The sequence below is a fragment of the Streptomyces sp. NPDC006134 genome, from assembly GCF_040628835.1.
Lineage (GTDB): Bacteria > Actinomycetota > Actinomycetes > Streptomycetales > Streptomycetaceae > Streptomyces.
Window position 1 is genome coordinate 217,335 of sequence record NZ_JBEXTV010000002.1, and the last position, 26,393, is coordinate 243,727.

At 73.0% G+C, this 26,393-nt stretch carries 31 protein-coding genes and 1 pseudogene; 13 read left to right on the forward strand and 19 right to left on the reverse strand.

The genetic code is table 11. The features are described 5' to 3' along the window. Positions 1-67: 67 nt before the first annotated feature. Complete coding sequence (locus ABZ340_RS02385; RefSeq protein WP_358779856.1) at positions 68-1,378, reverse strand: ABC transporter substrate-binding protein; 1,311 nt, start codon at positions 1,376-1,378, stop codon at positions 68-70. A gap of 117 nt (positions 1,379-1,495) precedes the next feature. Here ABZ340_RS02385 and ABZ340_RS02390 point away from each other — a divergent pair, with 117 nt between their 5' ends. Together ABZ340_RS02390 and purU are read left to right on the forward strand one after the other, a co-directional pair. Continuing rightward, positions 1,496-1,996: a hypothetical protein gene (locus ABZ340_RS02390; RefSeq protein ID WP_358779857.1), complete on the forward strand. Its 501-nt coding sequence runs from the start codon at positions 1,496-1,498 to the stop codon at positions 1,994-1,996. Between the two features lie 46 nt (positions 1,997-2,042). After that, the gene (purU, locus tag ABZ340_RS02395; protein WP_358779858.1) at positions 2,043-2,924 is read left to right on the forward strand and encodes a formyltetrahydrofolate deformylase; all 882 of its coding nucleotides are present in this window, start codon (positions 2,043-2,045) and stop codon (positions 2,922-2,924) included. A 95-nt stretch (positions 2,925-3,019) separates the two neighbouring features. Here the strand turns inward: purU and ABZ340_RS02400 are convergent, their stop codons facing one another. Together ABZ340_RS02400 and ABZ340_RS02405 are read right to left on the reverse strand one after the other, a co-directional pair. Beyond that, positions 3,020-4,264: a maleylpyruvate isomerase N-terminal domain-containing protein gene (locus ABZ340_RS02400; RefSeq protein ID WP_358779859.1), complete on the reverse strand. Its 1,245-nt coding sequence runs from the start codon at positions 4,262-4,264 to the stop codon at positions 3,020-3,022. Next, a complete protein-coding gene (locus tag ABZ340_RS02405) occupies positions 4,261-4,842 on the reverse strand; it encodes a sigma-70 family RNA polymerase sigma factor (RefSeq protein WP_358779860.1) in 582 nt (193 codons plus the stop codon). The genes ABZ340_RS02400 and ABZ340_RS02405 overlap by 4 nt, the downstream gene beginning before the upstream one ends. 383 nt (positions 4,843-5,225) lie before the next feature. On the opposite strand from ABZ340_RS02405, the gene ABZ340_RS02410 reads away from it, so the two are divergent. The 3 genes from ABZ340_RS02410 to ABZ340_RS02420 all read left to right on the forward strand — a co-directional run bounded on the left by ABZ340_RS02410 (position 5,226) and on the right by ABZ340_RS02420 (position 7,254). Further along, the gene (locus ABZ340_RS02410; protein WP_358779861.1) at positions 5,226-5,606 is read left to right on the forward strand and encodes an STAS domain-containing protein; all 381 of its coding nucleotides are present in this window, start codon (positions 5,226-5,228) and stop codon (positions 5,604-5,606) included. Between the two features lie 141 nt (positions 5,607-5,747). Beyond that, entirely contained in the window at positions 5,748-6,260 is a 513-nt protein-coding gene (locus tag ABZ340_RS02415; protein ID WP_358779862.1) for an EF-hand domain-containing protein, read from the forward strand. Between the two features lie 475 nt (positions 6,261-6,735). Next, positions 6,736-7,254 carry an ATP-binding protein gene (locus ABZ340_RS02420; protein ID WP_358779863.1) on the forward strand — a complete coding sequence of 173 codons (519 nt, stop codon included), beginning with the start codon at positions 6,736-6,738 and terminating at the stop codon, positions 7,252-7,254. A gap of 371 nt (positions 7,255-7,625) precedes the next feature. On the opposite strand, the gene ABZ340_RS02425 is transcribed toward ABZ340_RS02420, so the two are convergent. Then, positions 7,626-8,678 carry a helix-turn-helix domain-containing protein gene (locus tag ABZ340_RS02425; RefSeq protein ID WP_358779864.1) on the reverse strand — a complete coding sequence of 351 codons (1,053 nt, stop codon included), beginning with the start codon at positions 8,676-8,678 and terminating at the stop codon, positions 7,626-7,628. Between the two features lie 71 nt (positions 8,679-8,749). On the opposite strand from ABZ340_RS02425, the gene ABZ340_RS02430 reads away from it, so the two are divergent. The 3 genes from ABZ340_RS02430 to ABZ340_RS02440 all read left to right on the forward strand — a co-directional run bounded on the left by ABZ340_RS02430 (position 8,750) and on the right by ABZ340_RS02440 (position 11,860). After that, positions 8,750-10,069: an MFS transporter gene (locus ABZ340_RS02430; RefSeq protein ID WP_358779865.1), complete on the forward strand. Its 1,320-nt coding sequence runs from the start codon at positions 8,750-8,752 to the stop codon at positions 10,067-10,069. A gap of 25 nt (positions 10,070-10,094) precedes the next feature. Then, on the forward strand, positions 10,095-11,057 hold the full coding sequence (locus ABZ340_RS02435; protein ID WP_358779866.1) for a hypothetical protein: 963 nt from the start codon (positions 10,095-10,097) through the stop codon (positions 11,055-11,057). A gap of 200 nt (positions 11,058-11,257) precedes the next feature. Further along, complete coding sequence (locus tag ABZ340_RS02440) at positions 11,258-11,860, forward strand: GNAT family N-acetyltransferase (RefSeq protein WP_358779867.1); 603 nt, start codon at positions 11,258-11,260, stop codon at positions 11,858-11,860. Between the two features lie 19 nt (positions 11,861-11,879). On the opposite strand, the gene ABZ340_RS02445 is transcribed toward ABZ340_RS02440, so the two are convergent. From ABZ340_RS02445 to ABZ340_RS02455, 3 genes are all read right to left on the reverse strand, one after another. Beyond that, positions 11,880-12,545 (reverse strand): pyridoxal 5'-phosphate synthase, encoded by a 666-nt coding sequence (locus tag ABZ340_RS02445; RefSeq protein WP_358779868.1) that lies wholly within the window; start codon positions 12,543-12,545, stop codon positions 11,880-11,882. A gap of 73 nt (positions 12,546-12,618) precedes the next feature. Beyond that, a complete protein-coding gene (locus tag ABZ340_RS02450) occupies positions 12,619-13,044 on the reverse strand; it encodes a pyridoxamine 5'-phosphate oxidase family protein (RefSeq protein WP_358779869.1) in 426 nt (141 codons plus the stop codon). Positions 13,045-13,256: 212 nt separating this feature from the next. Continuing rightward, positions 13,257-13,892, reverse strand: a complete 636-nt coding sequence (locus tag ABZ340_RS02455) for a TetR family transcriptional regulator (RefSeq protein ID WP_358779899.1) — start codon at positions 13,890-13,892, stop codon at positions 13,257-13,259. Between the two features lie 134 nt (positions 13,893-14,026). On the opposite strand from ABZ340_RS02455, the gene ABZ340_RS02460 reads away from it, so the two are divergent. Together ABZ340_RS02460 and ABZ340_RS02465 are read left to right on the forward strand one after the other, a co-directional pair. Further along, positions 14,027-14,806 carry a VOC family protein gene (locus ABZ340_RS02460; protein ID WP_358779870.1) on the forward strand — a complete coding sequence of 260 codons (780 nt, stop codon included), beginning with the start codon at positions 14,027-14,029 and terminating at the stop codon, positions 14,804-14,806. A 221-nt stretch (positions 14,807-15,027) separates the two neighbouring features. Next, positions 15,028-17,448, forward strand: coding sequence for a PQQ-binding-like beta-propeller repeat protein (locus ABZ340_RS02465; protein ID WP_358779871.1), 2,421 nt, complete (start codon positions 15,028-15,030; stop codon positions 17,446-17,448). Positions 17,449-17,547: 99 nt separating this feature from the next. Here ABZ340_RS02465 and ABZ340_RS02470 read toward each other — a convergent pair whose 3' ends face one another. Further along, a complete protein-coding gene (locus tag ABZ340_RS02470; protein ID WP_358779872.1) occupies positions 17,548-17,817 on the reverse strand; it encodes a hypothetical protein in 270 nt (89 codons plus the stop codon). Then, positions 17,810-18,169 (reverse strand): hypothetical protein, encoded by a 360-nt coding sequence (locus tag ABZ340_RS02475; RefSeq protein ID WP_358779873.1) that lies wholly within the window; start codon positions 18,167-18,169, stop codon positions 17,810-17,812. Before ABZ340_RS02475 ends, ABZ340_RS02470 begins: the two co-directional genes overlap by 8 nt. 127 nt (positions 18,170-18,296) lie before the next feature. Between ABZ340_RS02475 and ABZ340_RS02480 the strand changes: the two genes are divergently transcribed. Next, positions 18,297-18,836 (forward strand): hypothetical protein, encoded by a 540-nt coding sequence (locus ABZ340_RS02480; RefSeq protein WP_358779874.1) that lies wholly within the window; start codon positions 18,297-18,299, stop codon positions 18,834-18,836. On the opposite strand, the gene ABZ340_RS02485 is transcribed toward ABZ340_RS02480, so the two are convergent. Next, on the reverse strand, positions 18,837-19,052 hold the full coding sequence (locus ABZ340_RS02485; protein ID WP_358779875.1) for a DUF397 domain-containing protein: 216 nt from the start codon (positions 19,050-19,052) through the stop codon (positions 18,837-18,839). Then, on the reverse strand, positions 19,033-19,881 hold the full coding sequence (locus ABZ340_RS02490; protein WP_358779876.1) for a helix-turn-helix transcriptional regulator: 849 nt from the start codon (positions 19,879-19,881) through the stop codon (positions 19,033-19,035). Before ABZ340_RS02490 ends, ABZ340_RS02485 begins: the two co-directional genes overlap by 20 nt. Before the next feature lie 140 nt (positions 19,882-20,021). Between ABZ340_RS02490 and ABZ340_RS02495 the strand changes: the two genes are divergently transcribed. Together ABZ340_RS02495 and ABZ340_RS02500 are read left to right on the forward strand one after the other, a co-directional pair. After that, complete coding sequence (locus ABZ340_RS02495) at positions 20,022-20,261, forward strand: hypothetical protein (RefSeq protein WP_358779877.1); 240 nt, start codon at positions 20,022-20,024, stop codon at positions 20,259-20,261. Then, positions 20,258-20,665 (forward strand): ATP-binding protein, encoded by a 408-nt coding sequence (locus tag ABZ340_RS02500; RefSeq protein WP_358779878.1) that lies wholly within the window; start codon positions 20,258-20,260, stop codon positions 20,663-20,665. The genes ABZ340_RS02495 and ABZ340_RS02500 overlap by 4 nt, the downstream gene beginning before the upstream one ends. A 92-nt stretch (positions 20,666-20,757) precedes the next feature. Here the strand turns inward: ABZ340_RS02500 and ABZ340_RS02505 are convergent. The 8 genes and pseudogenes from ABZ340_RS02505 to ABZ340_RS02540 all read right to left on the reverse strand — a co-directional run. Continuing rightward, positions 20,758-21,225 (reverse strand): annotated as a pseudogene (locus ABZ340_RS02505) (transposase family protein); the annotation flags it as partial. Beyond that, positions 21,159-21,545 (reverse strand): hypothetical protein, encoded by a 387-nt coding sequence (locus tag ABZ340_RS02510; protein WP_358779879.1) that lies wholly within the window; start codon positions 21,543-21,545, stop codon positions 21,159-21,161. The gene ABZ340_RS02510 and the pseudogene ABZ340_RS02505, both read right to left, overlap by 67 nt. A gap of 604 nt (positions 21,546-22,149) precedes the next feature. Continuing rightward, the gene (locus ABZ340_RS02515) at positions 22,150-22,827 is read right to left on the reverse strand and encodes a hypothetical protein (RefSeq protein ID WP_358779880.1); all 678 of its coding nucleotides are present in this window, start codon (positions 22,825-22,827) and stop codon (positions 22,150-22,152) included. Positions 22,828-22,987: 160 nt separating this feature from the next. Further along, the gene (locus ABZ340_RS02520; protein WP_358779881.1) at positions 22,988-23,359 is read right to left on the reverse strand and encodes a DUF6415 family natural product biosynthesis protein; all 372 of its coding nucleotides are present in this window, start codon (positions 23,357-23,359) and stop codon (positions 22,988-22,990) included. Beyond that, complete coding sequence (locus ABZ340_RS02525) at positions 23,356-23,550, reverse strand: hypothetical protein (protein WP_358779882.1); 195 nt, start codon at positions 23,548-23,550, stop codon at positions 23,356-23,358. Before ABZ340_RS02525 ends, ABZ340_RS02520 begins: the two co-directional genes overlap by 4 nt. Before the next feature lie 126 nt (positions 23,551-23,676). After that, the gene (locus ABZ340_RS02530) at positions 23,677-24,081 is read right to left on the reverse strand and encodes a hypothetical protein (RefSeq protein WP_358779883.1); all 405 of its coding nucleotides are present in this window, start codon (positions 24,079-24,081) and stop codon (positions 23,677-23,679) included. Positions 24,082-24,260: 179 nt separating this feature from the next. Further along, on the reverse strand, positions 24,261-25,508 hold the full coding sequence (locus tag ABZ340_RS02535; protein WP_358779884.1) for a helix-turn-helix transcriptional regulator: 1,248 nt from the start codon (positions 25,506-25,508) through the stop codon (positions 24,261-24,263). 670 nt (positions 25,509-26,178) lie between these two features. After that, positions 26,179-26,379, reverse strand: coding sequence for a hypothetical protein (locus tag ABZ340_RS02540; RefSeq protein WP_358779885.1), 201 nt, complete (start codon positions 26,377-26,379; stop codon positions 26,179-26,181). Between the last annotated feature and the right edge of the window lie 14 nt (positions 26,380-26,393).

Here is a 26,393-nt window from a genome sequence, read left to right on the forward strand (position 1 = left end):
CAGGACCCAGGGCCCAGGGCTCTGAGGTCTGAGTTCTGACCGAGCCTGAGCCGGGGGGTGGTCCGGCTCAGGCCACCTCGGCCTCCCGCAGCGTCCTCGTCGTGTCGACGGCGCCCTTCCTGGCCGACACCAGGCGTCCGTCCCGGACGACCTGAACGGTGACGTCGGTGTTGACCAGGCGCGGGAAGCCCACCGAGGCCAGTTTGTCCTGGAACCGCCACCGGAGCTCCGGTGTGAGCCCGCCCGTGCCGACCTTCAGCCCGTCGTCGAGGGCCCGCGTGAGGGCGTCGGCGGTCACCTCGCGGTCGCCGAGCGCCTCGACGACCTCCTTGAACACGGTGTACGCGATCCAGGTGGTCTGCACCCCGGCGTCCGCGGCGTCGATGCTGTTGTCGCCGAACGCCTCCTGCCGGATCACCTGCTTCATCCCGTTCCAGCGCGGATCGCTCGCGACCGGGTACCACCCGGTGACGTAGGACCCCTCGTACGGGCCGGACGCGCCGCCGGTCGCGGTGATCGTCGTCTGGTCGACGCTGCCGAGCACCGTGCCGGTGCGGACCTCGGGGTAGTCCTCGCGCACGCGCCGGAAGGAGTCCATGAAGGTGCCGGTGCGGTCCCCGAGGACGGGCACCACGCAGCCCTCCTTCAGCGGATCGGCGGTCGCCTCCCGCAGCGCCCGCTGCGCCTGGGCGCCGTACCCGGTGGCGTCCTCCGGCGCCCGCTGGTCGCCGGCCGGTGCGTGCCCGCCCGCCGCCAGGCCGGAGTCGAGCAGCGCGGACAGGTGGTCGCCCGCGATGGTGTCGGGGCGCACCAGGGTGACGGGGCCGCAACGGGGGGCGAGCGCGCTGCCGAGGCCGGCCAGCAGGGCGGGCTGGCCGCCGTTGACCGGGTAGGACAGGGGGCTGGTGAACTCGGTGTTGGTGATGCCGTAGCCGCCGATGTAGGGGATGCCGGCGCTTTCGAGGACGGGGAAGAAGGAGTCGGCGTGCTGGCTGTAGGAGCCGACGACCGCGACGGCGTTCTCCTTGACCGCGCGCCGGGCGCATCGGGCGGCGGCGATGCTGTCGTTGTGCTCGTTGCAGGTCAGGACGTGGAGCGGGTGCCCGTTGATGCCGCCTCGGGCGTTGATCCAGCGGGCGTAGGCGCGGGCGAAGGCCGGCATGCCGGGTTTGTTGGTGGCGCCCGTGTCCTGCGGGGCCCAGGTCATGACGGTGATCGGAGCGTCCCCGGAGCCCCCCGTGGCACCGGGGACGATCCCGCAGCCGGCGACGAGCGACGCGCAGGCCGCCAGGGCGCCCGCGGTCAGGACGCCGGTTCTGGCGGGCCGGGTGAGGAGGCGGAGAAGGGTGGTGCTGCGCTTGCGTCGCCTTCCGGTCATGGACCCACACGATTCCGTCACACGGCTAACCTGGAAGTGACCTCCGGTCAATGCGTGGTGACACGGAGGTGAATTGCGGGGGCCGGTGGGGAACGTGTGGAGGGGAACGTACGATCGATGACCGTGCAAGGTTCGGAGAACACTTCCCGTCGCGGCCGCCGCTCCTCCACCATGGGCGGCATGCCACTGAACGACATGCCGTGGTGGCGCTGGCGCAGCCATGTGCGCTCCGCGCTGCACATGCTCTCCGACCCCGCCTTCCAGCGGGACGTCTGGCTGGCCGGGGTGGACGGCTACGGCGACGTCACCGACGCGGTGTACCGGCTGGTGGAGGACACCTGGCTGGATCACTGGTCCGCGGAGAAGTACATCGGCACGATCTTCCGCGACTCGCAGGAGGCGGCGCTCGTCGACACCGCCGTGCTGCGCGTGCTGCGGATCATGCACGAGGTCGGGCCGGACGCCCCGGTCCAGACCTACCTCGCCCACCCGTCCTGGCCGGACGCGGTGCGCGCGGCGCGTGACGCGCACCTGCGGCTGGCCACCGCCGACGGTGACGACCCGGACACGGCGCCGCGCAGCCTGGAGGCGCTGCGGGTCCTGACCCGGTCCGCGTAGCGGGACGGCCGTCGGCGCGGGCGCCGGATATGGGACCCTGTCCTGCATGAACGAGCAGTCCACCCGAGCCGCGGCCCCGGCCGCCCAGTACGTCCTCACCCTCTCCTGCCCGGACAAGCAGGGCATCGTGCACGCCGTGTCGAGCTACCTGTTCATGACCGGCTGCAACATCGAGGACAGCCAGCAGTTCGGCGACCACGACACGGGACTGTTCTTCATGCGCGTCCACTTCTCGGCCGAGGCGCCGGTGACGGTGGACAAGCTGCGCGCCAGCTTCGCGGCGATCGGCGACTCCTTCCACATGGACTGGCAGATCCACCGGGCCGACGAGAAGATGCGCGTCCTGCTGATGGTCAGCAAGTTCGGCCACTGCCTGAACGACCTGCTCTTCCGGGCCCGTATCGGCGCGCTGCCGGTGGAGATCGCCGGTGTGGTGTCCAATCACACCGACTTCGCCGAACTGGTGGCGTCCTATGACGTCCCCTTCCACCACATCCCCGTGACGAAGGACACCAAGGCCCAGGCCGAGGCGCGGCTGCTGGAGATCGTGCGTGAGGAGGGCGTCGAACTCGTCGTGCTCGCCCGCTACATGCAGGTCCTCTCCGACGACCTGTGCAAGCGGCTGGCCGGGCGGATCATCAACATCCACCACTCCTTCCTGCCGAGCTTCAAGGGCGCCAAGCCCTACCACCAGGCGCACGCGCGCGGCGTGAAGCTGATCGGCGCCACCGCGCACTACGTGACGGCCGACCTCGACGAGGGGCCGATCATCGAGCAGGAGGTCGAGCGGGTCGGCCACGACGTCACCCCCGAGGGGCTCGTCGCCATCGGGCGGGACGTCGAGTGCCAGGCGCTGGCCCGGGCCGTGAAGTGGCACGCCGAGCGGCGGATCCTCCTCAACGGGCGCCGGACGGTGGTGTTCGCCTAAGGGCCAAGGGCCAAGGGCCAAGGGCCAAGGGCTCAAGGGCTCAAGGGCTCAAGGGCCTGAAGGCCCAGGGGCCCGAGGGGCAGAGGCTCCGCTCCCTACATCCGGCTCAGGCTCGCCGCCGCGAACAGCACGTCCCGGATCGCCTCCCGGTCCCCGACCTTCCCGGCGGCGGCCTCCTCCGGCGGGACGTGGCCCGCGGCCAGGCGGCAGAACTCCACGCCGTCCAGGGCCACGTGGGCCACCTCGTGGGCGGCGGAGCCCACCGCCGCGGGGGAGTCCAGCGGGATCAGCCACTCGCCGCCGCCGGACCCCTCGATCTCCAGCCGCAGACTGCGCCCCGGCTCGCCCGCCGGAACCAGGTGCCGACGCGGGCCGGGCGCGGCCAGCCCGTCCCGGCGCCGCGCGGCCAGCGCCGTCGGCAGCATCCGCGCCGCGAGGTCGATCATGCGGTTGAGGTGACGCGGGGACGGCGGCTCGTACGGGTAGTCCACCGCGTCCGCGATGTCCTCGGCGTGCACCCAGCACTCGAAGGCCCGGTCCAGCATCGCGTCGTGCAGCGGCAGCTCGAAGTCGCCGTACGAGACCGGCATCCGGCCCGTCCCGCTCCCCGTGAACGACACCGTCCGGACGAGGGCGTGCGTCTGCTCCCGCCAGGGCGCCCGCACCGCGCGGGTGGGCGGGAGGCGGGAGGCCCGCCAGTACGCCTCCGTACGGGACGCCGGTGCCGGGGCCGGTGCCGGGATGCCGCCGAGCGGATCGGGCAGGCCGAGGGCGACCGCGACCAGCCCGTCGACGGACAGCAGGTGGGCGATGACCCCGGCGACGGTCGTCCGGCGGCTCGTCGCGCCGTCGGCGCCGAACCAGCGCAGCCGGACGGGAGCGTGCCACTCGGCGTCCCCGATGTCCTGGAGCAGCGCGTCCAGCCGGGCCGTCTCGGCGTCGTAGGGGACCGCCCACCCGGGCACGGGGATGCGCGGCGGGCGCCGTTCCAGGCAGCTCTCCAGGACGCGGGTGCGCAGGGCCGGGTCCAGGTCGAGGCTCTCCGGACGCTGCAACAGCCCGACCGCGTCACGCAGCCGCCCGGCCTCGTCGGCGCAGGCGCCGCAGCCGCGCAGGTGCTCCTCGACGGCCGCCGCCTCCTCCGCCGAGCAGGCGGCCAGCGCCCACGCCCCCAGCAGCGACTGGAGCACCCGGTGCTCCAGCACGGCGGGCGCGGTCCGCGCCGGCGGGGTGCGGCCGTCCCGGACCGCCCGGACGGCGGGTGCGCCCCACTGCTCCGGGACGCCGCCCCCGGGCGGGTGCTCGTCGTCGTACGTCTCGAAGCTTTCCGCTCCGCTCATGCCGCGCCTCCGTACCCGGGCGGCGTTCCGGAGCCGCCGGCCTCGTGCGCGGTGGAGAGCAGCTGGAGACCCAGGCGCAGGCGGCGGCGGGCCTCGTCCTCCGTGACGCCCAGGTCGGCCGCCGCCTGGCGGTAGTCGCGGCGCTGGAAGTAGGCCAGCTCCAGCGCGGCGCGCAGGGGAGCGGGCATGGCCTGGACGATGTAGTCGGCGCGGGCGGCGACCGAGGCGCGGCGCACCTTGTGCTCCAGCTCCTCGGCGCTGCCCGGGCCCCCGCGCGCGAGCGCGGCGGTCTCCGTGGCGCGCAGCCGCTGCACGGCCAGGCGGTGGGTGAGCGTGGCGACCCAGGTCCGCAGGGGGCCCTGCCGGGGGTCGTAGGCGTCCGGGTGCTCCCAGAGGTGGGCGAAGACGTCGCGGGTGATGGCGTCGGCGGCCCCCTCGTCGCCGAGGACGCGGTGGGCCAGGCCGTGCACGAGCGAGGCGAACCTGTCGTACAGCTCGCCGAGGGCGGCGGCCTCCCCGCGCGCGAGCCGCTGCTGCATCTTGCGGTCCCAGTGCAGCGGTGCGTTCCCGTCCGTCATGCGGCCCCCTCACCCCCTGTCCGTGTCCGGCGGCCCGGCCGCTCACCTCGCGGCGTCCGGCCTGTGTCCGCCGTCACCTCGAATGTAGTCGGCACGTCCGACAACGCACGCCCCTTTGTGGCAATACGCGCCCCCAGGGACCCGGTAGGTGGTAATGCGCGTGCTCCGCAGGCTCCTTGGGTTCCCCGCACCTCCCCGCTCTATGACCAGATTCGATCGAATAGGATCGAAAGCGACTTAATCAAGACTTTTTTGATCGGAGTCTGTTTCCAGCGCGGTGTTTGCGGGAACGGCCGGTGGGCAGGCGCGCGCCCAAGAAGCGTAGGTACTGCTTCCGTTTTGGCCCGGCGGGCCCGAACCGGACGTCCCGGCGAGCGAAAGGCATGGTGGTGACGTTCAATGTAAACGCGGCCGAGCAGGGCGGATGGGCCGTGCTCCAGGTGTCGGGCGAGCTGGATCTGGTGACGTCGCCGGTGCTGCGTCAGCGGGTGCACGACGTGGTGGCCGAAGGCCGCCACAGCCTCGTCCTCGACCTCTCCGAGGTCCTGTTCTGCGACTCCAGCGGCGTCGGCGTCCTCGTCGCCGCCCGGCGCCTCATCCGTTCCTGCCAGGGCCGGCTGCGCCTGATCCTGCCGGCCCGCGGCGCGGCCGACGGATCCCACGTCAACCGCGTCCTCGGCGCGCTGGGCGTGCGGCGGCTGTTCGACGTCCACCCCGACCTCGCCTCCGCGACCGGTGACGAGCCGCACACGCCGGCCGCCTAGGTTCCCGTCCTCCGCCGCACCCCTGTCCCGGAATTCCCCCGGTTCCGGTACATCCCTCGCCTTTCCGGAGCCGGGACGGCCCCCGTCGACGTACGCTCCGACCGAGACGCACCCCTCCGACGTAAGGCGGCCCGAAGAGAGATGGACAGCAGCGAGTACGAGCGCAGGATCGCCGACCGGTTCGCCACCTTCGACCAGGACGGCAACGGGTACATCGACCGTGAGGACTTCAACGGCGCGGCCAAGGCGCTGCTCCAGGAGTTCGGCATGGCGGCCCGGTCCGACAAGGGGCAGGCGCTGTACGGCGGCGCCGAGGCGTTCTGGCAGGGCATGGCGGGCATGGCGGACCGGGACGGCGACCAGCGCATCACGCGCGAGGAGTTCGTGAGCGGCGCGGTCAAGCGGCTGCGCGACAACCCCGACCGGTTCACCGAGATCGCCCGCCCCTTCCTGCACGCGGCCCTGGACGTCGCCGACACCGACGGCGACGGCGCGGTCACGGTCGAGGACGCCGTGCGCGTGCTGGTGGCGCTGGGGGTGCCCCGCGAGGCGGCCCGGCCGGCCGCCGCCGCGCTCGACGCCGACGGCGACGGGACGGTGACGGAGCCGGACGTCGTGCCGGCCTTCGCCCGCTACTTCACCGTGTCCGAGTGAGCCTCCTGCACCCCTGTACGGCCCGGGTCGTCACGCAGCGTAGATGCCGGATCGTTTCCCGCTCGCGGCCGGTCACGGTCCGGAGTCGGCGCCGGGCTCCGGTACCTTGGGTGGGATGCGAGTGGCCCCGAGCGCGAACCGTGCCGGTGCCGCCCCCTGGGCGGCTCCGGATCGGCCGGCGCGTGCCGTTGTTCGCAGGGCGGGACGGCCGTGTGCCGTCGTCTGTTCGACTCCTCGCGGCGAGCGTCGCACAGTATGCCCCACGGGTACTCCTTCGCGCTGGAATATGCCCGAAGCGCTTGTTGGGGTGACTGTACGTCAACCATGCTGTCCCACAAGGGGCTCACGTTCCGTGACCCCTGTCGTCCCGGCCGTCGTTCTGGCCATGCAGAAGATGGCTACGATCGTGGCCCTCATGAGGCGCGAGCCTAAGTGTCCGCCGGTTCGGATGGTGTGAGCGGTGCAGGTGCTTCAAGTGCAGCTGGAGATCCGACCCGACCCCGCGGAGGTGGGGCGGGCCCGGAAATGGGCCCGCTCGCGGCTCGCCGGTTCCGGGATACGGGACGACGAACCGCTCGCCGAGACGCTGGTCCTGCTCGTCTCCGAGCTCGTCACCAACGCCGTGGTGCACACCGGCTGCCCCGCCGTCCTGCGCCTGTGTCTGCCGGGCTCGGACGCGGACGAGGCGACGGTCCGCCTGGAGGTGGCCGACGCCAGCGACCGGGCCCCCGTGCCGCGGTGCGTGGACGACGACGAGACCGGCGGACGGGGCCTCGCCCTGGTCGACGGCCTCGCCGACCGCTGGGGCTGGAGCCGCGAGGGGGACGGCAAGCGCATCTGGTGCGAACTCGACCGCTGCGGCCGGGACGGGAAGGCCGCGACGGCCTGCCGGGGCGGCGCGGCGTACGGCGTGGAGGCCGGCGCGGAGACCTGCGCGGAGACCGGCGGCGACGCCCCGGCGCCGGTCTCCACGCCGGCCTTCGAGGCGGTGTAGCGGCCAGGGCGGGCGGAGCCGCGCCTTCCGGTGGCGGGGCGCACCGATGCGCCGGGTCCCTGCTTCCGTGCGCGGCCCTTGTGAACCCCGTGCCAGGGAAGAAGGGCGCCCCCGCCGTTGACGGTTCGTGACCGTTTCCTCACGCTGGTGTTCAGCGATTCGCCGTGAGGGGACGACGAGGGTGCGGTGACGGGAGCCCTCGGCGAGTGCGGGTCGTGATTCGGCGTGGTTCCCCCGGTCCCCGGCGGCACCGGGGCGGGAACGCCGGGGTCGGATGGCGGCGCGTGATGCCCTGCTCGGGGGCGGACGGCACCGCGCCGCCGGCCGGCCGGGCGGCGACACGGGCAGCCCCGGTCACGGGCCTTCCCGCGTCAACCTCCGCGCGACGCCCGGGACATGGCCGCGGACGGGCGGTCGCCCCGCGCCCGGAACGTCCGCCGGTACGCGGTCGGGGTGACCCCCAGCGCCGCCTGCAGATGCTGCCGCATCGACTGCGCCGTGCCGAAACCGGCGTCCCGGGCCACCCGGTCGACGGACAGGTCGGTGGACTCCAGCAGGTGCCGGGCCCGTTCGACGCGCTGCTGGACGAGCCACTGCACCGGGCTGACCCCGACCTCCTCGCGGAACCGGCGGGTGAAGGTGCGGACCGACATGGACTCCTGGGCGGCCATGTCCCGCAGCTGGATCGGCTCGTGGAGCCGGCCGAGCGCCCAGGCGCGGGCGCCGGTCGTCGACGCCTGCTGCGGTTCGGGCACCGGCCGCTCGATGTACTGCGCCTGCCCGCCGTCCCGGTAGGGCGGCACCACCGTGCGGCGGGCCACGTCGTTGGCGACGGCGGTGCCGTGGTCCCGGCGCACGATGTGCACGCACAGGTCGATCCCGGCCGCCACCCCCGCCGAGGTCAGCACGTCGCCGTCGTCGACGTACAGCACGTCCGCGTCGACCCGGACCTTGGGGAAGAGCCGCTGGAAGTGCTCGGCGGCGGCCCAGTGCGTGGTCGCCGGGCGGCCGTCGAGGTGGCCGGCGGCGGCGAGGACGTACCCGCCGGTGCAGATCGCGACGAGCCGGGTGCCGGGCCGGACGAGGGCCAGCGCGGCGGCCAGCTCCTCGGTCAGCACGCCCTCCTCGTAGACCGGGCCGAGCTCGTAGGAGGCCGGGACGACGACGGTGTCGGCGGTGGCCAGGGCCTCGGGGCCGTTCTCGACCAGGATGGCGAAGTCGGCGTCGGTCCGGACCGGGCCGGGCGGCCGGACCGAGCAGGTGACGACCTCGTACAGCCTGCGCCGGCGGTCGTCCCGGGCGCGGCCGAAGATGCGCTGCGGGATGCCCAGTTCGAAGGGGAGCAGCCCGTCGAGGGCGAGGACGACGACGCGGTGCGGGCGCGCCCGGGACGCCCGCTCCTCGGAGGTGGCTCGGTCCGTCATGGCCCGATCCTAGCGAACGCTGTCCCTCGGGCCACTCGATGCGGCGGAGCGCGGCCCGGAAGCTCTATGACGTGACCCAGACAACCGAATCCGCAGCCGCGGCCCCGGCGTCCGGGACCGCCCGCCCGGCCCGCCGGCGCCGCGTCCACCGGGCCTGGTTCGTCGCCGCCGTCACCTTCGTGACGATCATCGGCGCCGCCGCCTTCCGCTCCCTGCCGGGCCTGCTCATCGACCCGCTCCACGACGAGTTCGGCTGGTCCCGCGGCACGATCGGCGCCGCCGTCTCCGTCAACCTCGCGCTGTACGGGCTGACCGCCCCCTTCGCGGCGGCCCTGATGGACCGCTTCGGCATCCGCCGGGTGGTCGCCGTCGCGCTGACGGTGATCGCGGCCGGCGCGGGCGCGACGGTGTGGATGACCGCCGCCTGGCAGCTCGTGCTGTGCTGGGGCCTGCTGGTCGGGCTCGGGTCCGGCTCGATGGCGCTGGCCTTCGCCGCGACGGTGACGAACCGCTGGTTCACCGAGCGGCGCGGCCTGGTCAGCGGCATCCTCACCGCCGCCTCCGCCTCCGGCCAGCTCATCTTCCTGCCTCTGCTGTCCTGGATCGTCGAGACGCACCACTGGCGCCCGGCCGCCGTCACCGTCGCGCTCGCCGCGCTCGCGGTCGTCCCCTTCGTCTGGCTGCTGCTGCGCGACCACCCGGCGGACGTGGGGCAGAAACCGTACGGCGCCCAGGAGTTCGTCCCCAAGCCCGCGCCCGTCCCCGGCGCCGCGCGCCGGGCGCTCACCGTCCTGTTCTCGGCGGCGCGCACCGGCCCCTTCTGGCTGCTGGCGGGCACCTTCGCGATCTGCGGCGCCTCGACCAACGGCCTCGTCCAGACCCACTTCGTGCCCGCCGCCCACGACCACGGCATGCCGGTCACGGCCGCCGCCTCGCTGCTCGCCGTCATCGGGGTCTTCGACGTGGTGGGCACCATCGCCTCCGGCTGGTTCACCGACCGCTTCGAGTCGCGCCGCCTGCTCGCGGTCTACTACGCCCTGCGCGGCGTCTCCCTGGTCTTCCTCCCCCTCCTGCTGGCGCCCACGGTCCACCCGCCGATGGTCTTCTTCATCGTCTTCTACGGCCTCGACTGGGTCGCCACCGTGCCGCCCACCCTGGCGCTCTGCCGCGAGCAGTACGGCGACGACAGCGCGATCGTCTTCGGCTGGGTCCTCGCCTCCCACCAGGTCGGCGCCGCCCTGGTCGCCTTCCTCGGCGGGGTCGCCCGCGACGCGTTCGGCTCCTACGACGTGGTCTGGTACGCCTCCGGCGGCCTGTGCGCGGCGGCGGCGCTGATGGCGCTGGTGATCCGGCGGCGGCCGGCCGGGGCCGTACCGGTGACCGCGGCCTGAGAGCCGCCGCGTACGCTCCCCCTCCGTGGGGTGGGGAGACATGCGCCGGCGCCTGCGGGACGCCGGGCCGGCCTGGTCGTACGACGAGACGTACACGGCCGCCGCGGTGTGCGCCGGGCAGTTGCCGGCGGCCGGGCTGATCTGGTGGGTGGTGTCGTCGACCGGCGACGACTACGGCGTCGGGTACGGCGGGGCGTTCGGCCTGGCCTGCCTGGTCCTGTTCGCCCCGCTGTACCTGCCGTTCCTCGGGCTGCTCCACACGGTCCTGCACATCGCGCCGGCCGCCCTCCTCGCCCGCGCCGCGGGCCGCCGCGTCCCCGGCCCCGAGTGGGTCCGGCACCTGACCGGGGCCGCGCTGGTCGCGTCCGCCTGGGCGGCCCTGGCGGACGCCGTGGGGGCAGGCGGCTTCGCCGCCACCGCCGTGGGGCTCACGGCTCTCGGCGTGCTGCCCGTGCTCGCCCTCGCGTACGTCCGACGGCGTGGTCGCGCACCGGGGCGGGCCTGGGGGTGCTGGGGCGTCTGGTTCCGGGCGGGAGGAGCGGCCGTCGCCCTGTTCGCCGTGGCCTTCGGCGGCCTGCTGGCGGCCGACCGCATGGGTCTGATCGACGCGTACGAGCCCCCGGTGCTCTCGGCCGCCCAGCTCGCCGGAACCTGGCGCGGCGAGGACGGGGCCGTGCTGCGGCTGGATCCCGGCGGCCGGGCCGGGCTGTCCCGGCTGCCGGAGCGGTCCGGCTCCTCCGAGGCGTGGGCGGACGGCACGTTCGCCGTGTGCGACGGCACCGGCACCTGGTCCCTCGACCGGGAGGGCCGCGCCGACCCCTACCCCGAGGACGGCCCCGGGGAACGGGACGGCGTGGTCGTCCGGCCGGGCGGCGGATGCGGGGAGGACACCTACTGGACGATCGGCGGCACCGAGCGCCGGCCCGAGCTGTTCGTCCTGTTCGGCGACCCGGACGCGGGGGAGCTGCACATCCTGACCCGGGACTGAGATCCGGGGGCGTGGTCCGTTGTCCGTTGTCCGTGGTCGTGGTCTTTTCCGTCGCGGGCCGCCCGGCCCGACGGCGACCGGACGCCGACGGAGGGGCGACGACCGGCCGGAGGACGGAGGGCCGGGAGGGGATTCGGACGGAAGGCAGAGGGGACTCACGGCCTTGACGCCGCCGGGTGCGACCCGGATTGAATGAGCCGATGGCCCGTACATGTGAACGCTCCCTGTCCTCCGCCGTCCCCGAGCCGCACGGCCACGGCCTGCGCCTGCGTGCCTGGGACCCCGAGTCCGACGCCGACGCCGAGGCGTGGCTGCGGGGCGTGCGGGACCCCGACTTCCGGCGCTGGAACACCCCGCTCAGGCCGGTCACGGACATCGACGGCGCGCGCGAGATGCTGCGCGCGCGGGCACTGGACGCGGCGGACGGCCGGTCGGTGTCGTTCCGGATCACGGACGCGGACAGCGGCACGACGCTCGGCCACATAGGCGTCAACCAGATAGACCACGGGCTGAAGCGGGCGTGCGTCGGCTACTGGGTGCTCCCCGAGGCCCGCGGCCGGGGCGTCGCCTCCCGGTCGCTGCTGCTCGCGGCCCGCTGGGCGTTCGGCGAGCTGGGGACGCACCGCATGGAGCTGGACCACGCCCTCGGCCACGAGGCGTCCTGCCGGGTCGCCGAGCGCTGCGGGTTCCGCTACGAGGGGACGATGCGCGGCGCGCTCTTCCAGCAGGAACGCCGCGACGCCTTCCGCGACGCCCACCTGCACGCCCGGCTGGCCACGGACCCCGAGCCGGCGGTGCCGTAGCGCCCGCCGTACCGGCCGGTCACGGCCAGAGCAGCCGCCGGTCCCACCCCTGACCGGCGCGCCGGTAGGCGAGGCGCACGTGGCGGCGCCGGGGCTCGCCCTGGAAGAACTCCGCCTCGTCGGGGCGGAGCCGGTACAGCGTCCAGGACGGAACCGGCGTGTCCGGTGCGCGCACGGCCCGCTCCCACGCCGCCTCCGACGCCTCCGCCAGCTCCTCCAGCGAGCCCAGTTCCCGGCTCTGCCGGCCGGTGAGGGCGGCGGCCAGGGCACCGGCCGAGCGGGCGTGCAGGTCGGCCTGCGCCTCCTCGGGCGGGGCGACGGCGACCGGGCCGCGCAGGCGCACCTGGCGGCCGAGCACCGGCCAGTGGAAGGCGAGGGCGGCGTACGGGCGGGCGGCGAGGTGGCGGCCCTTGCGGCTGCCGACGTGCGTGGCGAAGGACCAGCCGTCCTCGTCCGCGCCGTGCAGCATCACGATCCGCACGTCCGGCAGGCCGTCCTCGTCCGTCGTCGCCAGCGACACGGTATGCGGCTCGCGCTGCCCGGCCGCCACCGCGTCGGCGAACCACCGCGTGAACAGGGGCAGGGGAGCGGCGGGGGCGGTGTCCGGGTCGAACGGCGGCAGCTCGGTGACCTCGGGGTCCCACACCCGCAGCGACCTCAGCAGCTCGTGCAGATCCGTTCCCATGCCCCGATTGTCGCGGCCCCGGCGGCAGCGCTCACACCGAGCCCCTCACACCAGACCCCTCACACCAGACCCCTCACACGGAACCCAGGTCGGACGACACCCACCGCTCGGGCCGCATGTGGACGACGACCTGCTCGCCGTGGTTCTTCCAGGCGAAGTCGACGTACCCGTCGACCTTCTCGGCCGGGAGGTAGCGGGCCGAGATCTCCCGGAGCAGTTCGACGGTGGCCGGGACGGTCCGGACGACGGGGCCCTCGACCGACACGTACCGGATGGTGGGCTCCAGCCGGTCGACCATCAGGGAGAACCGGCCCGCCTTGCCGATCAGCTCGTTCTTGCGGGAGTCGAGCCCGGTCATGATCCACACCTCGCCGCCGGGCTCGTACTGGTACCAGATCGGCACGGTCAGCGGGGCGCGGCCCGCTCCCGCGTCGACCGCCAGCGCGGCGATGTGCGGCTCGGCCAGGAACTGTTCACGCTCTTCGCGGGTCAGGGCCATCGCGGTCTCCTCCAGCGGATCGGTGTCGTGCCGGTGCCACGGCAACGCCGGGGGAGCGGCGCGGTGTTCCCCTCCGGGGACATCACCGGCCCCACCGCCACAACGCGACAGGCGGCGGCCCACTCGGGTGGACCGCCGCCTGCCAGACAGGACTTGGGGTGGGGTGCGGGGGAAAGGCCCGGAGAGGCCCGGAGAGGCCCGGGGCGCCCGCGCTACTTCGCCGGCTTCTTCCCGGTGACCCCCAGATGGACCAACAGCGCCAGGTTGGGCTTCAGTTCGGCCTGCTTCACGCCCCAGGAGGAGACGACCTTCTGGTGCGAGGCCACGGCGGCGAGCATCGCGACCAGCGCGCCCGCGATCGCCGCCGGGCTCACGTCCTTGTCGACCCGGCCCTTGGACTGAAGCTCGGCGACGGCGTCCGCGAGAGAGCTGTTCACCGAGTTGAGGATCTTCGTGCGGATCTTGTTGAACCGCTTGTCGCCCTCGGCGGCACCGAGGTCGACCACGCGCAGGATCGCGTCGTTCTTGCGCCAGAAGTCCAGGAACCCGTCGACGAGTTCCTGCGCGGTCTGCCAGCCCGCCTTTCCGGCCCAGGACCGGCCCTCCACCAGGCCCGCCAATCCGGCACCCCGGGAGGCCATTTGCTCGGCGATCTCCAGGACGGCGCCCTCGACGTCCGGGAAGTACTGGTAGAAGGTCGCCGGCGAGGTGCCCGCCTTGCGCGCGACGTCGATGACCTTGACATCCCGGTAGGGGGAGGAGCTGAGCATCTCGCTGAGGCAGTCGAGCAGCTTCTGCCGGGTCGCCTGCCCTCGCCGGCCGGCCACGCGGCCGTCGACGGTACGCACTTGTCCTGTCATGCCGTCAGCTTACCGAGGGGGCATCGGGGCGCTATTCGGCCGACTGCAAATGGGGTGCACGGGCGTGAAGGGGCTGGTGTGCCTGGTCTGCGCGGTGCGCGGCGCCCGGTTACTTTGACGGCATGGCCGAAAACAGTGCATCCGGCGACAGCGCTCCCCGGGCCGCGGAGGGCGGCTGCCCGGAGGGCGTTCCGTGCTGGGTGGACGCGCAGCTCCCCGACGTCGAGGCGGGCAGACGGTTCTACGGCGAGCTCTTCGGATGGACCTTCGAGGACCGCGCGGAGACGGACGGCCGCACCCGGGCGCCCGGCTCCCCGGTGTGGGCCCTGCTGGACGGCGAGCCCGTCGCCGGCCTCGCGCACAAGCCGGACGGCCGGCTCCCCACCGTATGGACGGTGTACTTCGCCACCCCCGACGCCGAGGCGCTGGCCGCGCGGATCACCCGGGCCGGCGGGCAGGTCGTGAGCGCCCCCCTGCCGGTCGGCGAGCTGGGCACGGCCGCCCTGGTCACCGACCCGCAGGGCGCCGTCTTCGCCCTGTGGCAGCCCGCCGCCCACCCCGGCTTCGGGCGGCGGCACGAGCCGGGCACCTTCACCTGGGCCGAGCTGTACACGACCGACACCGAGGCCGCCAACGCCTTCTACGGGGGCCTCTTCCACGACGCCCTCTTCGGCCCGGTCGCCGAGCCCGACTTCGGCCGCGCCCCCCTCTCCGGCGTCTTCCCCGCCGAGATGCCGCCCCACTTCCTCATCCACTTCGGGGTCGAGGACTGCGAGGCCGCCCTCGCCGCGGCCGTCCGGCTCGGCGGGCGGGTGCAGGTACCGCCGTTCGACACCTCGTACGGGCGGGCGGCCGTGGTCGCCGACGACCAGGGGGCGTCGTTCGCGCTGCTGCAGCGCTGACGGCCCGGGTCCGGCGCCGGCCGCCTCCGCATCACGCCACTTCACGCGCCGTATGCCCCTATATGGTGCCGGACACCCCCTTCCTCCCCGGGTTCGCCACCAGCGGCCCGGACAGGAAGAATCGGGGTGCGTGCCGCCACGGCGGTGCGGTGGTGAGACGCTGCACTTCGGCCGCGTTACATATGTGGGTGGCGCGGCTCGTACGGGGAGGTGGCAGGCAAGTGGTGGATCAGCTGACGCAGCACGATCCGCGGCGGATCGGGCCGTTCGAGGTGCTGGGACGGCTGGGAGCCGGCGGCATGGGGCTGGTCTATCTGGCGCGCTCGGCGTCCGGCCGGCGCGTGGCGATCAAGACGGTGCGGACGGAACTCGCCGAGGACCAGCTCTTCCGGGTCCGCTTCACCCGCGAGGTGGAGGCGGCCCGCGCGGTCTCGGGCTTCTACACGGCGGCCGTGGTCGACGCCGACCCGCGCGCCGCCGTGCCGTGGCTGGCCACCGCGTACGTGCCCGCGCCCTCCCTGGAAGAGATAGTGAACGAGTGCGGCCCGCTCCCGGCGCAGGCGGTGCGCTGGCTGGCGGCGGGCATCGCGGAGGCGCTCCAGTCGATCCACGGCGCCGGGCTCGTCCACCGCGACCTGAAGCCGTCCAACGTCCTCGTCGTCGAGGACGGCCCCCGGGTGATCGACTTCGGCATCGCCTCCGGCGTGTCGAACACCCGTCTGACGATGACGAACGTCGCCGTCGGCACCCCCGCCTACATGTCGCCCGAGCAGGCCAAGGACTCCCGCAGCGTCACCGGCGCCAGCGACGTGTTCTCCCTCGGCTCCACCCTCGTCTTCGCCGCCACCGGGCACGCCCCCTTCCACGGCGCCAACCCGGTGGAGACGGTCTTCATGCTGCTGCGCGAGGGACCCGACCTGGACGGGCTCCCCGAGGAGCTGCGCCCGCTGATCGAGTCCTGCATGCAGATGGAACCGGCGGCCCGCCCCACCCCCGCCGACCTCCAGGCCCAGCTCGCGCCGCACCTGTTCGGCTCCGGCACCGACGACAGCGGTACGGCGTCGGCGTGGCTGCCCGAGCGGGCCGTCGGCCTGATCGAGGCCCGCCGCAACGGCCGCCCGCCCGGCCAGACCACCCGCGGCGGCGCCCGCAGCGGGGGAGCGGTCCCAGGGCCCCCGGTGCCGCCTCCGCCCTCCCACGACCCGGCGGTCCCGGCACCCGCCGTGCCCGCCCCGCCCCCGCAGCCGCCCGCGCCCGTGCCCGTGCCGCAGCCCGTCGGGTCCCCCGACACCGGGCCGGTCCGGCTGGCCGGCGCGATGGTGCCCATCGGCCCCGGCCCGCGCGTCGCCGACATGCGCGTCACCGCCGTCCGGGCGCCCGCGCCGGAGTCCGCCCTGGCCGCCTCCTGGTCCAAGCCCCGCCCCGGCGTCAACGGCGCCGACCCCGCCGTGGCGGCCGTACCCGCCGCCCCGCCCGCCCCGGCGGCACCCCCCGCCCCCGAGACGGCGGTGCCCGGCTGGCGCCCCTGGCGCTTCCGCATGTCCAACGACGTCTGGGGCACCCCGTCCGTCGTCGGCGACCTGGTCTACGTCACCTCCTTCGAGGTGCACGCCCTGGACGTGGCGACCGGCCGCCGCCGCTTCAAGACCCGGGACGTGGCCTGGTCGATGGCGGTGGCGGACGGCCGCATCCACGCCTCCGACGGCCCGACCCTCTTCGCGCTCGACGCCCGCGAGGGCACCGACCTGTGGCGCCTGCCCACCGACGCCTGGGTGTACTCCCTCAAGGCCGACCGGGGCACGGTCGTCACCGGCACGCGCGGGGGCGGCGTCCAGGCGTGGGAGGCCGCGACCGGCCGGAAGCTGTGGGAGCTCACCGGCTGCCAGACCGACTTCGAGTCGCCGGAGGCCGGACCGGTCGTCCACGACGGCACGGTGTACGTCTGGCAGGACGCCCGCCTGCGCGCCCTGGACGCCCGCAGCGGCGAGGAGCGCTGGTCGTACCCGATCGGCGACGCCGCCTCCTGCGGCGGGGTGCCGGTCCGCCCGGCCCCGGGCCCGGACGGCTGCGTGTACGTCTCCGCCGGCACCCGCGTCGTCGCCCTGGACGTGGGGAGCGGGCGCGTCAGGTGGCACTTCGAGGCCCCGGCGGTCTTCCTCTCCCCGCCCGCCTTCGTCCCCGGCCCGGCCGTCACCGGCGGCGGGGTCTACCTGGCCGACTACCTCGGCACGGTGTACGCCCTGGACGCCGCCGACGGCCGCGACCGCTGGCGCATCGCCACCGAGTCCCGCGCCTGTGTCGAACCGGTGCTGGTCGCCGCCGGCCACGTCCACGTCGGCAGCGGCAAGGGCCTGTACACCCTGGACGCGGTCACCGGCACGCCCAAGTGGCGCTTCCAGGCGGGCGGCGACATCGTGGGCGCGCCCGCGGTGGCCGAGGGCCGCATCCACTTCGGCTCCACCGACCACCTCCTGTACACCCTGAAGGCCGACGACGGCCGCCTGCGCTGGAAGCTGGCGACGGGCGGCGAGATCACCGGCTCCCCGGTGGTGAAGGACGGCATCGTGTACGCGTGCAGCAAGGACCGCTGCGTGTACGCGCTGGACGCGGAGAAGGGGACGGGGACGGCCCGCACGTCCTGACCGGCGGGGCCGGTGGGGCCGTGCCGGGCTTCGCCTGCGTCCAGGGGCAGGTGTCCGGCGCGGGGTCGGCCCTTCGGATCGTTCGGGGAGGAGGGACGGTCAGGCGGGCCAGACGGTGACCTGGAGGATGTAGACGCATTCGTGACGGGGGACGGTCAGGTAGAGGAACATCCCGCCAGGCACGTAAGCGGTCTGCACTCCCTCTCCGACGCCCCGATAGCCGCTGCCGTCCAAGTGCAGGGCCTCCGCGGCCCGTACGATCTCGTCGGCGCGCTTCTCCACCTCGGCGATGAACGCGGGTGGTGCAGGCGAGTCCCCGCCGACGACGTGCGTTTCGTCCGGATCGTACTCCCAGCGCCAGTCACTCATCGGCGAGCGACTTCCGGGCCCAGGCGTGCAGGGCGTGGATCTCGTCCATGGCGGCGCGCCAGGCCGGGTCGGACCGCTCCACGCTCTGTGCCGTGTACTCGGCCGCCCGCAGGCGTGCGGCTGTCACGGGAGTCCTCGCGATCTCGATGGCCACGGCCCACGTCTCCAGGAACTGGGTGATCGGGCCGAGGCTGCCGGTCCGCGCGGCGAGTGCGATGGCCTCGTCCTTCTGCCGTTCCATCTCGGCCAGCCGGTGCGGAGCGACCTGCGCGAGCGCGACGCGAAGGGCGGCCGGCGTCCGCTCGGGCCGGGGGATCAGCGGTCCACCGGGTTCGATGTGCTGCGCGGTCATGCTGCTCCTTCCGCGGGCTGTACCACGCTCACGGTACGACAGTGACGGAAGGGCACGCGCAGTGTTCGAGCAAAGCACGTGGCAGCCCTATGACATGTCTGTGACAGATCGCCGATACCGTGACGGCATGAACAGGCGCGGGCGAGCATTCAGGTTCACGGTGGTGTCGGCCCTGGCGGCCCTCGCCCTGACCGGCTTCTCCTCGGGGCGCGGGCACGGCGGCGGCCACGGGGGCGACGGCGGGGGAGGGGGCGGCTGCAGCAGCTCCGGCCAGGACCACGACGGTTCGTCGTCCTCGTCGGGCGGGGGCGGCGGCTCGTACCGGGACTACGACGATGACGACGACTACGTCAGCGACGGGACCGGCGGCACCGGCGGCAGCTCCAGCCGGTCGCACCTGCGGGACGCGGAGGCGGAACTGGTGAGCTGCGCGACGGCGACCAAGCCCTACGCCGTCGTGGAGGTCACCAACCCGAACGCGCGCGGGGGCACCTTCCGCGTACGCGTGGACTTCACGGACGACGAGACCCACCGCACCCTCGACTCCGTGTATCAGGACGTCACGCTGTCCGCCGCGGAGACCCGGACGGCCGAGGTCCCCTTCGACGGCTCCACGGCCGCGCTCGACCACTGCGAGGTCGTACCGGAGGCGGCACCGGTGAACTGATCAGCCCCGGTGACCGCGTGCCGTCCCGGCGAGGAACGCGGACCAGGCATCCGTACGGAAGAGCAGGACGGGACCGTCCCCGGCGTGCTTGGTGTCCCGGACCGGGACCACGCCGGGGAGGTTGGCGGCGACCTCGACGCAGTCGCCGCCGTCACCGTTGCTGTGACTGCTCTTCCGCCAGCGCGCGGCGCTCAAGTCAATGACGGTGTCTGTCATTTCGGTAGTCCTCAGCCGCTTCCTCGATCATCGCGAGGGACGCCTCCGGCGGCAGAGCGGCGGCCCTGAGCCGATCGTATGCCTTGCGATACTGCTTCACGAGAGGCGGTTCGTCGATGGTGTCGCCGCTGTACGGGGACTCCGTATAGATCAGCGGCGGGGCATCGGGGAACGTCATGACCTTGGCCGTTCCCTGCATGAGCGGATGCGCCCCGCGGTTCCACGGCAGTACCTGGGGAGTGATCCGGGGCCGCCGGGCCAGCTCCACCACGCGGTCCAGATGCTCGGCCATCTCCGCCGGCGGCAGGATCGGGTGCCGGATCAGGGACTCGTGGAGGACGACCCAGTACTCGGGAGTCGTGTCGTCGTCGAAGATCCGGGCGCGGCCGAGCCGGGCCCGCACCTTCTCGTCGGTCTTCTCCGGTGACTCCAGCGGGTGGGTGGCCCGGATGACGGCGCGGATGTACGGCTCGGTCTGGAGCAGGCCGGGGAAGAGGGTGGGACACCACTCCTCGATGCTCTCGGCGTGCCGCTCGGACTCCAGGACCTTCTCGAAGTACTTGGCGTGCCCCTTCCGCCGTGCCTTGCGCACGTCCTCGCAGCGCCGTGCGAAGAACCCGTCGGTGCCGAGCAACCGGTCCACGTGCTCGGCGAGATCGCGGGGCATGCGGCGCTCACCGCGTTCGATCTCGCTGAGGTGGCTCAGCCCGTAGAAGCTGCCCTCGGCCAACTGCTGGAGCGTCAGCCCGGCTTGCTCCCGTTTCCAGCGCAACTCCTTGCCGTAGAAGCTCGGGACGCTCTCCGACCCGTCGATGTCCTTGCGCCGCACCGCCGCTCACCACCGATTCCACAACTGCCGCGTGGGCTTCCGCCGTTCACGCGCGGGAAGCCGAAACGCTTCCACGGTACGCATCCGGACGCCAGGGTGTGACTGATCCATCACAGTCGGTACAGGAAAGGCGTACGTCCATGGAATCGCCCCAGGACCCCACCGGTGACCGTCCCACGGGGGACGAGACGTCCCGCTGCGCCGAGGAGCTCCGCGACGCCCTCGCCGCCCACGGCATCACGCTTCCGTCCCTCCGCGTGGACCTGCCGAGCTTCGCGGCGGCCTACCGGCCCCCGGCCGGGCTGATCGCACTCGGCAACTGCAACACCGCGACGGCCCGGCGGCTGGCGGCGGTGCTGCGGAAGGCGGCGCGGCGGTGACGGAGCGCTGCCTGCGGGTTTGGCTGCCCGCGCTGCCCAAGGCCCTGGCCGGGCTGCGCCGTTCCGTACGCGAGCGGTTCGGTGAGCCGTGCGACGACATCGAGTTGTGCGTCACGGAACTCGTCGGCGACGTCATCCGGCACGTGGGGGAGGGGACGTGGGTGCGGGTGGTGCGCGCGGACGGTGGCACGCGGATCGAGGTCACCGACCCTGATCCGCGGGCGCTTCCCGTCCTCCTGCGGGCGTCGGAGGAGGACGAGTCAGGGCGCGGGCTGGCGCTGCTGGACGCGGTGGCGTCGCGATGGGGGGTGCGGCAGGGGGCGGAGGGCAAAACGGTGTGGTGCGAGCTGGGCGGGCGCGGCGCGAAGGGCGGCCGGTGCGCGCTCGGGCCGGGGAACCGGTGATCCGGGCGACGGCGGGCGGCGGCCGGGCACCCCTCGGCCGCGGCGGCTCCCCCTCCGCGCCGCCGCGACCGCCTCCGGTGAGTCCGGCGCGCGGTCGCCTCGCTGGGCGCCTGGTGGGGCCGGTCCGGGGCGCGCAGCGTGGCTCTGCAGCGGGGAGGGAGCCGGGCAGGGGCATCGGCGGCCCACTCGGCTATTGCGGTGAGCGGCTTCGCTCCGGCGGGGACCGCGCAGGTGGCCAGGGCCAGGACGTACGACAGCGGGTGACGCCGGCTCCGGAGGCGGCGCGGGTCGGGCAGGCGGGACAGCCGGTCCAGCAGGTGGGGCGCTTCATCGGGGCGGGCTGGATCGGACACGGCGAGCTGAATATCAGCCCATACCGGCCCTGTCGAACCGGCCGCGAGAACGACGGCACCCTGCGCAGGGTGCCTCCTCACCCCCCTATCTCCACGCCGGGGCGCTGTCCGGATCGGTCCTGCGCGGGCGCGGAGGTGATTCAGCCGTCCACCTGCGCAACGAACGACTCCATATGCGTCGGCACTGACGCCACCAACGCGATCCATGAACCGTCTGCGAACACGAGCTCGAAGCGGCCTCGCTGGAAAACTCCCTTAGAGGCCGCACGGACCTCGAGGACAGTAGACCGCGGAGCCTCCCACTGCAGTTCGAACGCTCGATCGGTCTGCCAGAGTTTTGCGCGGTCTGCGAGCACGAGGATCCTGCGATCGGTGAACGCGACCGCCAGCGTCGAGGCGGGCAAACGCGCGGCAGCGTAGTGCGTCACCAGAAATTGCCCGGCCTGGCTCTCCCAGCCACCGTCCATGCCTTTGCCGTGGGCTGCCCGTGTAAGGGCATCGTCGATCGCCTGGTCGGCATTCTCCATGGTCCGTTCCAACCGGGTGGCGGACTTCGGGGCACTCGGCTGCAGGAACCTCTGTACAACCCTGGGAAGTCGAGCCTTGATCCGGCGCTCCAGCTCCGACTCCTGGGGGGCTGCGCGCAGCCAGACGGGCCGCTCTGGCACCCCGGGTGCCATTTCGCACTCGCAGAACGCGAGTAGCCGTTCCCCGTGCTGGAGGTGCGGTTGGACCTGATCTCGGCAGTCCTTGTTCATCCTGTGTGTCTCTCTGATCAGACGAGTGGTCAGCCGAAGGGGTTGTTCCGGAACCGAGGCTCCACCGTTTGCTGATCGTGGTTCGAGGGGTTGGCGATTCCCATTTCTTCGCGGGTGGGCGTGCTGGGATTGCGGTTCCCCGCCAGTCGGTCGTCGACTTCTTGTGCGCCGATGCCCGCAACTCCCACCAAGCCCTCCTGGGAAGTTTGCCCGACAGGGTCACCGGTGAGACCGACTGCGCCGAGTGCTGTTTTTCCGGTGTGTTTCACGACTCGGTGGGCCGCGAAGGCGGCCAGGGCCAGGACGTACGACAGCGGGTGATGCCGGCCCCTCAGGCGGCGCGGGTCGGGCAGGCGGGAACGCCCACCGGCTCTCATCGCACCGGACTTGAGCCGCCGTCGAGACCGGCGAGTGCTTCCACCAGCGTTCCCCAGCCCGCAACGGGAAAGAGGACCCTCACCCAGGAGCCGTCGTCGAAACCGATCTCATGGGTGCCGTGTTTCGCGCCGTTCCGCTTCCGGAACCACGTCACACGCCTCAGCGGCACACCCCACCCGTAGTGCGTCCCCGGCCCCGCCTTGTGCCCGTTCGGAGACTTCTGGACGTGGACCACGTGCAGACCGCGGTCCCCGAGGAGGAGGACCGACACGAAATTGCTTCCTGCGCGGGGTTGCAGTGCACAAGCCAACTGCCCTGCAGCGCTCTCCCAGCCCCCGGACAGCGTCTGCTCTGCTCTTCCGCCGCGATCATCGAACGCGTCCACCACCGCGTTCACCGGATTCATGCGGTCCAGGAAACGCTCCGCCTTGGCCGCCCGATCCAGCCGGCGATCGGTGGCCGACCCGGCATCCGGGAACACGTCCGCCCTCAGGCGTCCCGGTGGTGTCGGCACCCCCTCACCGATCACCACGACGTGGGAGTCCACCAGCCGCTCCCCGGCGGGCAGGGCGGACGAGGCCAGCCCGCGCGCCTCACGAGCGACGGCGTGATGGTCGGGCCCGAAGACCCAGGCCTTGAAACCGGACCAGGAAAGCACCGCGGAGAACTGCACCCGAATACTTCTTTCACTGCCTCACCGGGTGAACTCCCGGCATCTCATTCTGTCATCGGGGTCTTGAGGGTGCGGGTGCCTCGTGCGTTCAGACGTCTCCTTGGTCAAGGCCGGTCGTCCCAGCGGCCTTCTGCCGCCACTCGGCGGGCCGGCAGGGCCGTCACCGCGCGCCCAGCTCCTCGTAGTGGTCGCACAGGGTGTTCAGGACGCGGGCCAGGCGCCGGGCGTGGCCGAGTTCGCCGCCGTACCGGGGTGTCGGTTCCGTCCGGAGCTTGCCGCGGGCCTCTCCGGCGCAGGCCAGTGCGCAGTACTTCCGGATGCTGGAGTCGGGCAGGTCGCAGGCCGCTGCCTCCACTTCCCGGACGAGCAGCTCCAGGTGGCCGCGCAGTCTGGCGGTGACCGCGTCCAGTTCCCTCGCGGCCGGGGGCAGTTCCACCGCCAGGGCGTCGGGAGTCACCAGAAGGGAGGCCGTCTCGCGCATCAACTCCAGGTCGACGGGCGCGGTTTCGCTGTGCTGACGTGCGGTGCTCACCGGTCTTCCGCCTGTTCGTCCCGGTGGCGCGGGCACGCGCACGGCGGGAAGCCGGAGTGCAGCGGCGGCGGTCCCGTCCGGTCCGTCACGCTGACGGTGCCGCGGTCTTCGACGACCGCGCCGTCGGCGTCGACCCGGTAGACGCGCAAGGTCATCTTGGCGCCGCGCTTTTCGCGGGCTGTAGCTTTCATCTGTCGACGCTCCCTCGTTGAGCGTTGGCCGCGCCCCGGGGCCGTTCGCCCGGCAGCCGGGTCAGGCCCCGCACTCGCTTCGTCGAGTGCGGGGTCCCGTGTGCGGCGAGTGGATGGTGGTGGGGTTCAGGCTCCGGCCGTCAGCCGGCGGCCCGGGTGTCCGACGTTGACCACGAACGCGCGGTGCGCGGCGAGCCAGCTGTCGAGCCGGACCTGTTCCGCGTCGCGCAACCCGCACATGCGGTGCGTCGGAGTGACGATGCCCTGCGCCTTTCCGGTTTCGATGAGCGCGGCGAGTGCCGCCCATCCCGGGCGCTGTTCGATCGGCTCGGAGATCCTGACGTGATCGACGAACTCTCCGGCCGACGTCCAGTCACGGGCACTCGCGTACCTACGCAGGTCGGTGAGTATCCGCTCGGCGGCTCCTGCCGGGGCACACGCGTACAGGACCACGCTGACGCGCTGGATGCCACCGTCGGCCGCGGTGGCGAGGGCCCGGCGCCGGGCCCGTTGGGCTGGTGTCCTCCGCATGCGGCAACGGTCTCGCTACAGCGAGTCGGCATGAAGAAGCGCCCCGTACGACTTCGCGGATCCGTCAATCCGCGAGCCGTACGGGGCGCGGGGCTGTAGAGGTCGACGAACTGTCAGGTAATACGTGGCATACGAGCGTTGCTCACCGATTCCCCGGGCGCCGTTACCACTGTTACGAGTTACAGAGCGGTTTTTGCCGTGGCCGGCAGAAATCCGGACGCACTTCCGGCCGGGGTCACCCCGATCAGTTCAGACACGCGCCGCAGCCGCGCCGTGGAGGCTTTGCCCACCTTCTGCACGATCACGCTCGGCAGGGCCTGGTGACGTCCCCACTCGGGCGCCTCCAGCAGGGCCTGCTCCAGGGTGTCCAGCGCCGCGTCCCACATCTTCGCGTCCGCCTGTGCCATGGCCTTGTCCATGGCGTACCGGTTCCGGGCCGCACCCGACAGGGCCTGAAGGTCATTGTCGTGCAGGCCGTCGATCAGGGTCAGCGCCTTGCCGGTCTGACCGAGCGCCACGTTGATTCCGACAGCCTGGGTGGTGGCCGACACCGGGCCGAACAAGGTGCCATGGGCACGGTGTTCGGCGCCCATCCGCACCCCGGTCGCATGGGACTGGGAGAGGTAGTCGGCGGCCCGGTCCTTGTCGCCCATCCGGGAGGCGACGACCGCGGCGAAGTTGACGTGGGAACCGTACGCGACCAGCTCCTCCTTCGTGGCACGGGAGAACCGGGGTTCGATGTCCACAGCCGCCTTCTCCGCCAGCGCCAGGGCCTCCGCCAGTCGCGCGTCCCGCAGATACACCCAGGCACGCCCGGAGGCGACCAGGGCCTGCCGCAGATCGTCGGCCGCGTTCTGCGCCGCCATCTGTGCCTGTCCGATCGCCGCATACGCCAGGTCCCGGCCACCCATCAGGTTCGCCACGTACCCGGCAAGCCGGTAGGCGTCCGACAGGACACCCCATGCGGCGGCCTGCTCACCGACGGGCTGCTCGCGCAGACGGGCCGCCGCCGAGGTGATGAACGGAGCCGCGACCGCCCCTGCTTCGGCGTAGCGGCCGGCCCAGTACAGATCCCATGTCCGCGAGGTGATCTCGGCGAGGTCTTCGAGGGTGGCCGGGTCCGCGTCGTCGGGAAGGAGGCCGGCGGCCGTGTCGTGGACGGCGCGGGACAGGGCGCGCATCATGGCGCGGTCCTTCTGTTCCATGGCGCGGCGCGGGGCCTGCTGCCCGAGGATGACGGAAGTGTCGACGCCGAACGCGGCAGCAATCTTCATGAGCGTCTGAAGGGTGAGCCGCTTGTCCTGCTCGGCCTGCTGGATCGTGGGCAGCGACAGCCCGGTCATCTCCGCGAGATCACTCTGGCGAATTTCCCGCCCGCGAAGGATCTTGATGCGCTCGCCTGTGGTGTAGTCGCTCCATCGGGGCATACCGGTACCTCCTAGCGTCCACTAGGAACGTTACTCCCCATGAGGTTTCCCTCTATGGTCCTTGCGCCGAATTCCGCCGCAGAGCCGCGGTGTCGGGACAGCCCAGACGCCACAGCCGCCGTGCGCCGTACTCGATGCATGCCCCACCGGCGTCATGACGACCATCCGGCTCCCCAAGCCGATGATCACCGCTCTGGAGTTGCTCTCCTTTTCGGATGAGCAGTTCCAGGCGACCGGGACCAGTTCCCGGACTTGGGACGCCGGACAGTCACTGTCACCAAACGGCTGTTCTTGTCCTGAGGCGGAGGCTCAGCGTGAGCTTCCGGTCGGGTGCTCCTCGGGTGGTTCGGAGGGGCCGACGAGCCGCAGGGCGGGGCGCGGTGGGCAACGGCGGTCCCACCGCCGGGCCCGGCTTCCACCAGGTGAGGGCTCTTGCCGGAGATGCGCTTGAGTGCTTGGAGGACGAGATGTGCTTTCTCCTCGCCGTGCACGTTGGCCGCCACATCGATGCAGGGGCGGCAGTCTTCAAGGCCCAGGGAGGTTTCACCGCCTCGCCGAGGCCCGGGTGTTCAGACTGCTCCGGTGCCGTGAGGCCGGCCGGACACGCCTCGGCCGCGGCGGCTCCCCCTCCGCGCCGCCGCGGCCGGTCCCCCTGCGGAGCCGGTCCCCGTCAGACCGGCTCGTCGGTGGCGTGGACGTTGTCGGTGGTGGCGTCGCCGGTGGTGCTCGCGGCGGTGGGCTTGAGCGGCTCGCTGGTGGCGTGCACGTTCTTGACGGCGAGGGGCTCGCCGGTGGCGTGGACGTTGTCCGTGGTGGCGTCGGCGGCCGGCTCGTCCGTGGCGTGGACGTTCCCGTTGGTGTTCGAGGTCATCTGCTCGGCTCCCC